Below are 8,563 nucleotides of genomic sequence, written 5' to 3' on the forward strand. Positions count from 1 at the left end.
GAAAGGCCAGGAGATGACCATCGCCCACTTCCGAGTCACATCCAGCGGAAGCGATTCCGACGACACTGCCGGTACCACGGATCCCAATCTCCAGTCCTGGGTGGATTCCATCGCCCGGCTGACCCAGCCGGACGAAGTTATCTGGTGCGACGGTTCGAGCCGGGAGGCCGACGAACTCTCCAAGCAGCTCGTCGCAGAGGGCAAGCTCATCAAGCTCAACCCCGAGTGGCGCCCGAACAGCTACCTCGCCCGGACGAGCCCGTCCGACGTCGCCAGGGTCGAAGACCGCACCTTCATCTGCTCGACGGACCCCGACGACGCGGGCCCCACCAACAACTGGGCCGACCCCGCAGCGATGAAAGACGAGCTGCGCGCCGTCTTCGCCGGCAGCATGCGCGGCCGCACGATGTACGTCGTGCCGTTCTCGATGGGCCCGCTCGGTGGCCCGATCTCCCAGCTGGGCGTCGAGATCACCGACTCACCATACGTCGTGCTCAACATGGGCATCATGACCCGGATGGGCGACGCCGTGCTCGAGCTGATCGAGGCCGGAGCCCGATGGGTGCAAACCATCCACAGCGTCGGCTACCCCCTCACGGATGCCGCAGGCGAGACCCGCCCGGACGTCACGTGGCCCTGCAACGACACCAAGTACATCGTGCAGTTCCCCGAGACCCGCGAGGTGTGGTCGTACGGCTCGGGCTACGGCGGCAACGCGCTGCTCTCGAAGAAGTCCTTCGCCCTGCGGATCGCGTCGGTGATGGCCCGCGACGAGGGCTGGCTCGCCGAGCACATGCTCCTGATCAAGGTGACCTCGCCGGAGGGTCGCGCCGTTCACCTCGCCGGCGCCTTCCCCTCCGCCTGCGGCAAGACCAACCTGTCGATGCTGCGCCCGACGATCCCCGGCTGGACGGTCGAGACGATCGGCGACGACATCGCCTGGCTCCGCCCCGGCCCCGACGGACGCCTCTGGGCGATCAACCCGGAGGCTGGCTTCTTCGGCGTCGCCCCCGGCACCGGCGTCGTCACGAACCCCACCGCGGTGCAGACCGTCTGGGGCAACACGATCTTCACGAACGTCGCCCTCCGCGACGACGGCGACGTCTGGTGGGAAGGCCTCACCGAGACGCCGCCGAGCCACCTGATCGACTGGCAGGGCAACGACTGGACGCCCTCGTCGCCGACGCCGGCCGCGCACCCCAACTCCCGCTTCACGGTCGCCGCGGCGCAGTGCCCCTCGATCTCCGACGACTGGGAGGCCTTCGGCGGCGTCCCGATCGACGCGATCCTCTTCGGCGGGCGGCGCGCCACGAACGTGCCCCTCGTCGCCCAGGCCCGCAGCTGGAAGCACGGCGTCTTCATGGGGGCGACGATCTCCTCAGAGAAGACCGCAGCAGCAGAGGGCACCGTCGGCGAACTCCGCCGCGACCCCTTCGCGATGCTCCCGTTCTGCGGCTACAACATGGCCGACTACTGGGCGCACTGGCTGAAGGTCGGCAAGGGCCTCGGCAGCCGCGCCCCCGAGATCTTCCAGGTCAACTGGTTCCGGAAGGGCGCGGACGGCAGCTTCCTCTGGCCCGGCTTCGGCGAGAACTCGCGGGTGATCGAGTGGATCGTGCGCCGCATCGAAGGGTCGACGGATGCCGTCGACACCCCGATCGGACGCCTCCCCGCCGCGGGCGCCCTCGACCTCGCCGGTCTCGACCTCCCGGAGGAGACCGTGGAGCAGCTGTTCCACATCGACAAGACCAGCTGGCTCGCCGAGTGCGACCTCACCGAGGACTACTTCGCCCAGTTCGGCGACCGGGTCCCCGCTGCGTTGCTCGCCGAACTCTCGAGCGTGCGCTACCACCTCAAGGGGTAGCGGCGGGCCGTGGGGGCCGGCCGGCGGCATCCGCTGCCCGGCCCGCCCCGGCTCAGGGGGCGATGAGTTTGCGGGCGGCGGCGACCGCTGCGGCGCGGCGGCGCTCCCGCACGGATGCCTCCGGCGCGCTGCCCGGGGCGGGGAACACCCCGGGGGAGTGCACCCACGACGTCGCGTGCGAGAAGACGAGGGTGACGAGGTCTTCCGGATCCCAGCAGGGGTCGATGTCGCCCCGGGACTGGGCGGCGGCGATCGCGGCCGCCTCCGGGCCGTTGCGCCATTCCGAGGTCGTCGGCAGCAGCGCGGCGGCGCCCTCGAGCCTGGCCCAGTCGAGCATCCGCACGTGCTCGGGGTGCTCGACGACGTGGTCGAAGACCCGGCCGACGAAGCCGGGCAGGTCGTCCGTGTCCATCGGGATCGCGGCCATCACGTCGCGCCGGTTGACCTCGAGCACGGCGGTGAACAGGGCGCCCTTGTCGCCGAAGTATGCATAGAGGCGCTCCTTGCTCGCCTTCGCGGCCGTGGCGATGCGGTCGACGCGCGCGCCGGCCAGTCCGTACCGGGCGAACTCGGCCTGGGCCGCATCGAGAATTCGCTCGCGGGTCGCTTCACCGTCACTTCTCATGACTAAGATCATACCTATCCCAACCAACTAGTTCGTTTGAATAGGATTTCTGTCTCGATGAGTTCCCCCGCTCCTGCTCTCTCCGTCTCCTCCCCGCCCCTGTCCGATCCCGCAGCTCACCCGCGCCGCTGGTGGCTCCTCGCCGTGCTGGCACTGGCCCAGCTCATGGTCGTGCTCGACGGGACCATCGTCAACATCGCCCTGCCGAAGGCGCAGCTCGCCCTCGGCATGAGCGACGGCGACCGCACCTGGGTCGTCACGATCTACGCCCTCGCCTTCGGCTCGCTGCTGCTGCTCGGCGGCCGCATCGCGGACTACTGGGGCCGCAAGCGCTCCTTCCTCGTCGGGATGGCCGGCTTCGCGCTCGCATCCATGGTCGGCGGGCTCGCAGACACCACCACCCAGCTTCTGATCTCCCGCGGTCTGCAGGGTGCATTCGCCGCCCTGCTCGCCCCGGCCTCGCTTGCGATCCTCACGATCACTTTCCCCGGCGGCACGGACCGGATCAAGGCCTTCGCCGTCTACGGCGCGATCGGTGGCGGCGGCGCGGCCGTCGGCCTCGTGCTCGGCGGGGTGCTCACCGAGTTCACCAGCTGGAACTGGTGCCTGCTCGTCAACGTGCCGATCGCCCTCGTCGCGATCCTCGCCGCGATCCCGCTGATGCAGGAGAGCCGCGCGCACGGAAACACCCGCTATGACCTGCCCGGCGTGATCCTCATCGTCACCGGCCTCGCCTCACTTGTCTACGGCTTCAGCCAGGCCGAGAACGGCTGGGGGCGGGTCGAGACGATCGGCTTCCTCGCCCTCGGCGTCGTGCTCCTCGTGGCCTTCGTCATCGTCGAGGCCCGGGCGACGAACCCGCTGCTGCCGCTCCGGGTCGTCACCGACCGGGTCCGCGGCGGCGCCTTCCTGGTTTCGCTGCTCACCGGAGCGAGCCTCCTCGGCGGCCTGTTCTTCCTCACCCTGTACTTCCAGATCGTGCTCGGTTACTCGCCGCTGCGCTCCGGGCTCGCCTCGCTCCCGATGACCGCGACCATCATGGTCTGCGCGACCGCGCTCTCCGGCATCCTGCCGAAGGTCGGCGTGCGCCTGCCCCTGACGATCGGCCCGGTCATCGCCGCCGCCGGGCTCGCCTGGTTGTCTTTCGTCACTGTCCAGGACGACTACGTGCTGCGAGTCCTGCCGGGTGTCATCCTGCTCGGCATCGGCCTCGCAGCCATCTTCGTACCGCTGCAGAACGTCGCCCTCGCCGGCATCGACGCGCACGACGCCGGTGTGGCCAGCGCCGCGGTGTCCGCGACGCAGCAGATCGGCGGGTCGATCGGCACCGCCCTGTTCACCGCCCTGTACACGGCCGCGATCTCGAGCTACCTGGCCTCGAACCCGGCGACGCCGACCGTTCAGCTCGACGCCTTCGTGAGCGGGTATTCGGTCGCGTTCCTCTGGGCTGCCGGGCTGATCCTGCTCGCCGCTCCGATCTCGTTCTTCATGATCAAGCACTCGAAGGCGGACCTGGTCGGTGCCCCCGAGATCGTGCACCTGGGCTGACCGGGTCTGTGTGCCTCGCGCGTGCTCGGCGTCACCTGGACCGCGCGGGGCTAACCCAGGAGATCCGGCGGGATGCGCAGCCGGGGCCGCGGAACAGTGCGGCAGTTCCGACCAACCGGTGCGGAATTCCTGAGTTCGCCCCCGCGGGCGGTCGTAGGATGCTGGCATGGACGACGAGGCCGCACTGATCCAGAAGCGCATCGACCGGTTCCTCCGCGAACGGCTGCGGCCGGCCGTGTACCGCGCGGTCGTGCCGCTGCAGGTCTCGGCCTGGGTGTCGGCGGCTCCGGTGACGGATGCCCCCGCGACCTTCGCCGAGGCCGTGCAGCAGTCCTACGCTCCGTTCGCCCCCGCCGAGGCATGGGGCCGCCCCTGGGCGACGGTCTGGTTCCACGTGACAGGCGTGATCCCCGCGGACTGGGCCGGGCAGCCCGGTACCCGGATCGAGGCCGTCGTCGACCTCGGCTTCACCGACACGACGCCGGGGTTCCAGGCCGAGGGCATCGCCTGGACCGCAGGCGGTGCCGTGATCAAGGGGATCGCACCGCGCAACCGCTCCCTGCCGCTTGCGCCGCTGGTACCGCGACCGTTGGACGCAACGGGCGCCCCGGCATCCGTCGACTTCTACGTCGAGGCGGCCGCCAACCCCGACGTCACCGCGGGGTTCACGTTCGTGCCGACCCGGAACGGCGACCCGGCCACGGCCGGCACCGAACCGCTCTATCGGCTGCGACAGCTCGACCTCGCGCTCCGCGACGACGAGGTCTGGGAGTTACTGCAGGACGTCCTCGCCCTCGACGGTCTCCGCCGTGCCCTGCCGCACGGGTCGACGCGCGCTGCCGGGATCCTGCGCGCCCTCGAGCGCTGCCTCGACGTGCTCGACCCGGATGATGTCTCCGGATCGGCCGCGCGAGGCCGGGCCGTGCTCGCCCCCGCGCTCGCGCAGCCCGCCGCCGCGAGCGCGCACCGGGTGCACGCGGTCGGGCACGCCCACATCGACAGTGCCTGGCTCTGGCCGGTGCGGGAGACCGTGCGCAAGGTCGCCCGCACGTTCTCGAACGTGCTGGCCCTGGCCGGGGAGTATCCGGGATTCACCTTCGCCGCGTCATCCGCCCAGCAGTACGCCTGGCTCAAGGAGTACTACCCCGAGCTGTTCGAGCGGGTGCGCGCCCAGGTCGCCGCGGGTGCTTTCGTGCCCGTCGGGGGGATGTGGGTCGAGTCGGACACGAATATGCCCGGCGGGGAATCCCTGGCCAGGCAGTTCGTCGCCGGCAAACGGTTCTTCCTCGCGGAGTTCGGGATCGAGCCGCTCGAGGTCTGGTTGCCGGACTCGTTCGGGTATTCCGCCGCGCTTCCGCAGATCATCGCGGCGGCGGGGTCGCGCTGGTTCCTCACCCAGAAGTCGTCCTGGAACGAGACGAACCCGATGCCGCACCATTCCTTCCGCTGGGAGGGCATCGACGGCACCCGCATCTTCACGCACTTCCCGCCCGTCGACACCTACAGCTCCGACCTCTCCGGCGCGGATCTCGCCCGTGCGGAGACCCAGTATTCCGAGAAGGGCATGGCCAATACCTCGCTCGTCCCCTTCGGCTGGGGCGACGGCGGGGGCGGCCCGACTGCAGAGATGATCGCCGCCGCCCGCCGGACCGCCTCGCTCGAAGGGTCACCGACGGTCGAGCTCTCCACCCCGCGACGGTTCTTCGAGGCCGCAGAGGCCGAGTACCCGGAGGCGCCGATCTGGTCGGGTGAGCTCTACCTCGAGTTCCACCGCGGTACATACACGTCGCAGGCCCGGACCAAACGCGGCAACCGGCGCAGCGAGCATCTGCTGCGGGAGGCCGAGCTCTGGGCCGCGACCGCGAGCATCCGCACCGGGGCCGCCTACCCGTATGACGCGCTCGAGCGGGCCTGGCAGACCGTGCTGCTCCAGCAGTTCCACGACATCCTGCCCGGTTCCTCGATCGACTGGGTGCACCAGGAGGCCGAACGCCGCTACGCGGAGGTCGCTCGGGACCTCGGCGCGCTCGTCGCGGAATCCGTGACCGCACTCTGCGGCGCCGGCGACCGAACCGTGGCACTCAACGCGGGTCCATACGCCCTGTCCGGTGTGCCAGCCCTCGGCGCCGGTCCGGGCGCGACGGTCAGAAACGACGCGGGCCTAGCGGATGCCCCCGCGACCGTGGTCCGCACGGCGTCCGGCCTGCTCGTGCTCGCGAACGGCCTCGTCAGCGTCTTGATCGACGCCGACGGACTCCTCACCTCCCTGCGCGACCACCGCGCCGACCGGGAACTCATCCCGTCCGGCAGCCGCGGCAACCGGCTGCTGCTGCACCGCGACACTCCCACCCAGTGGGACGCCTGGGACATCGACGCCCACTACAAGCGCACGACCGTTCCGCTCGACGCCGCCGTGTCCGTCGAGGTCGTCACCGACACGCCCGCCGAGGCCTGCGTGCGGGTGACGCGGGAGTTCGGCGGTTCCCGACTCGTGCAGGACATCACCCTCGCCGCCGGCTCCCCGGCGCTCGATCTCGCCTTCGACGTGGACTGGCACGAACGCCAGAAGCTCCTGAAGATCGAGTTCCCGTTCGACGTGCACGCCGAACGGGCCGCCTCGGAAATCCAGTTCGGGCACGTCTATCGCCCGACGCACGCGAACACCTCCTGGGACACCGCCCGCTTCGAGACCTGCGCGCACCGCTGGGTGCACGTCGGCGAGCCCGGCTACGGGGTGGCGGTGGCCAACGATTCCACCTACGGCCACGACATGACCCGCACGACGGATGCCGCCGGCCGCGCCACGACGACGGTGCGGCTGTCGCTGCTGCGCGCGGCACTCTTCCCGGACCCCGAGGCCGACCAGGGCAGGCACGCCTTCCGGGTCTCGGTGCGACCGGGCGCGAGCATCGCGGACGCGATCACCGAGGGCTACCGGCTCAATCTCCCGCTGCGCACCGTGACCGGTGTCGCGAGCGACAGCATCGAATCGCTCCTCGAGGTCGACAACCCCGCCGTCGTGATCGAGGCGGTCAAACTCGCCGAAGACCGCAGCGGCGACCTGGTCGTGCGCATCTACGAGGCGCACGGGTCCCGGGCGCGTGCCCGGGTCATCCGCCGCTTCGAGGCAGCGGATGCCTACCCGACCGACCTGCTCGAACGCCGGCTGGCAGAACCCGGCCTTCCGCTCGCGCAAGCGGGTCCGCTTCTCGACATCGAGCTGCGGCCGTTCCAGCTCGTCACCCTCCGCTACCCCCGACCGATTCGACGGAGTTCTTAGGGATCTCGGACCAAGACCGGCCTCCCACGTGGCGGAAGAGCAAGAACTCCGTCGAATTCGTCAGGGGTCAGTGCGGGCACCGGGCGTGCGTCCCGGCGCGGTTAAACGAGCAGCTGGTGCTTGGCGAGCTCGCGATAGAGCGGCGTCGACACGACGAGCTCGGAGTGCGTCCCGGTCCCGATCACCTGGCCGTGGTCGAGCACCACGATCTGGTCGGAGTCGACGACGGTCGAGAGCCGGTGCGCGATCACGATGAGCGTGCGGTCGACGGCGACGGCATCGATCGCGGCCCGCATCAACTGCTCGTTGACCCCGTCGAGGCTCGAGGTCGACTCGTCGAGCAGCAGAATCGGCGGCGCCGCGAGCAGCGCCCGCGCGATCGCGAGCCGCTGGCGCTCCCCGCCGGAGAGCATCACGCCGGATTCCCCGACGGCGGCGCCGAGCCCGGCCGGGTCGCGCTCGAGCACCTCGCCGAGGTTGACCGCGTGGAGTACGGCGATGCACTCCTCGTCGGTCGCATCCGGCGCCGAGAGCACGAGGTTGTCGCGCAGCGAGCCGGCGAGCACGGGGGCGTCCTGCTCGACGTAGCCGATCTGCGACCGCAGCGCCGTGCGATCCAGGGTGCGGATGTCCAGCCCACCCAGTCGGACGACGCCCGCGTTCGGGTCGTAGAACCGTTCGATGAGCGCCAGAATGGTGCTCTTCCCGGCGCCGGACGGGCCGACGAGGGCGGTGCGCAGTCCGCGCGGAGCGCTGAACGACACCCCGCGCAGCACGGGCCGCGGCTCGGACGGGTCAGCGGCCGGACCGGCGTCGACGTTGGGCGCACCGGTGTCATCCACCGACCCGAAAGCCGGGGCTGTGTGCGGACCGTCATCGGGCCCGGCAGCGGGCGACGCAGGCGAATCGACCGAGGTCGCCGAAGCGGCTGAGGCGGGCGTATCGGGCGCATCGGGCGAAACGGGCGCGTCGGGCGCGGTAGCGGTGCCCGGGGCGTCGGTCGCGGAGTCGTCCGCGGCGGAAAGGCCGGGCACCTCGGCGTCGGAGGCCTGGTCCGGGGCGGCAAACGCCGTGGCCGCTGCGACCGCGGCGATCGACACGGTGCCTGTGGCCGCCGCATATACCGCTGCGGTCATCGCGGCCGATGCCTCGGCGGCGGCCTCGGCAGAGGCGGCGGCGGTCGCGGCGGCCCTGGCGGACGCGTTCGCCGCGGCCGCGGACTCCGCGGCGAGGGCTGCGGCGGGCC

General features: G+C 70.9%; 5 protein-coding genes. 3 read left to right on the forward strand and 2 right to left on the reverse strand.

Annotated elements, in window-relative coordinates:
- Nucleotides 1-13 precede the first annotated feature (13 nt).
- Nucleotides 14-1,864 carry a phosphoenolpyruvate carboxykinase (GTP) gene (locus E3O46_RS02595; RefSeq protein WP_134447113.1) on the forward strand — a complete coding sequence of 617 codons (1,851 nt, stop codon included), beginning with the start codon at nt 14-16 and terminating at the stop codon, nt 1,862-1,864.
- A 52-nt stretch (nt 1,865-1,916) separates the two neighbouring features.
- On the opposite strand, the gene E3O46_RS02600 is transcribed toward E3O46_RS02595, so the two are convergent.
- Entirely contained in the window at nt 1,917-2,489 is a 573-nt protein-coding gene (locus tag E3O46_RS02600) for a TetR/AcrR family transcriptional regulator (protein ID WP_134561048.1), read from the reverse strand.
- Between the two features lie 57 nt (nt 2,490-2,546).
- Here E3O46_RS02600 and E3O46_RS02605 point away from each other — a divergent pair, with 57 nt between their 5' ends.
- Together E3O46_RS02605 and E3O46_RS02610 are read left to right on the forward strand one after the other, a co-directional pair.
- Complete coding sequence (locus E3O46_RS02605; protein ID WP_134447117.1) at nt 2,547-4,037, forward strand: MFS transporter; 1,491 nt, start codon at nt 2,547-2,549, stop codon at nt 4,035-4,037.
- Nucleotides 4,038-4,203: 166 nt separating this feature from the next.
- A complete protein-coding gene (locus tag E3O46_RS02610) occupies nt 4,204-7,317 on the forward strand; it encodes an alpha-mannosidase (RefSeq protein ID WP_134447119.1) in 3,114 nt (1,037 codons plus the stop codon).
- Between the two features lie 101 nt (nt 7,318-7,418).
- Here the strand turns inward: E3O46_RS02610 and E3O46_RS18620 are convergent.
- A partial coding sequence (locus E3O46_RS18620; protein WP_241987323.1) for an ATP-binding cassette domain-containing protein occupies nt 7,419-8,563 on the reverse strand: 1,145 nt, incomplete at its 5' end.

The organism is Cryobacterium glucosi (assembly GCF_004402235.1).
GTDB lineage: Bacteria > Actinomycetota > Actinomycetes > Actinomycetales > Microbacteriaceae > Cryobacterium > Cryobacterium glucosi.